The following is a 429-nucleotide window of genomic DNA, read 5'->3' as shown; positions in this document are numbered from 1 at the left end:
AATATTCACTCCTTATTCAAAATATCTCTCACTCTTTCTAAAATATCTGGGTAGCTTTCGCCACCCTTATCCTTACAGGTCACTTTCTTTAATGAATCGTCCATCTTTTGTTGTTACTCCCGTTCTTCCTTTAATTTCATCGTAAGCAGTGTTTAGACACTCGTGTAAGTCCATTCCGTTCTGTTGAGCAAGAATGATAAGTGTTACAACTACATCGCCTATACCGTCCCTTAATAAGTCTTTGTCGTTTCTACATAAAGCACTTGCTACCTCGCCTAATTCTTCAGCACTCTTAGCAAATTGACTAAAGCTGTTACCTTGATCTAAATTTTTATCTTTACCCCATTGCTCTACTTGTTTGATTAAGTTATTCATTTTAGTTTTTTTCTCCGTTTTTTCTTTTCTTATTTCTTTTACCATATGTTCTAT

The 429-nt window shown here is 34.7% G+C and carries 1 protein-coding gene; it reads right to left on the bottom strand.

Going from position 1 to position 429, the window contains the following annotated elements:
- Positions 1-72: 72 nt before the first annotated feature.
- Positions 73-429: MazG-like family protein (locus E4T88_RS17530; RefSeq protein ID WP_228094014.1), on the bottom strand; the 357-nt coding region annotated here is incomplete at its 5' end.

The organism is Dysgonomonas mossii (assembly GCF_004569505.1).
Taxonomy (GTDB): domain Bacteria; phylum Bacteroidota; class Bacteroidia; order Bacteroidales; family Dysgonomonadaceae; genus Dysgonomonas.
The sequence above is the reverse complement of the archived record's forward strand: the minus strand, read 5'-3'. Positions and strand labels throughout refer to the sequence as shown.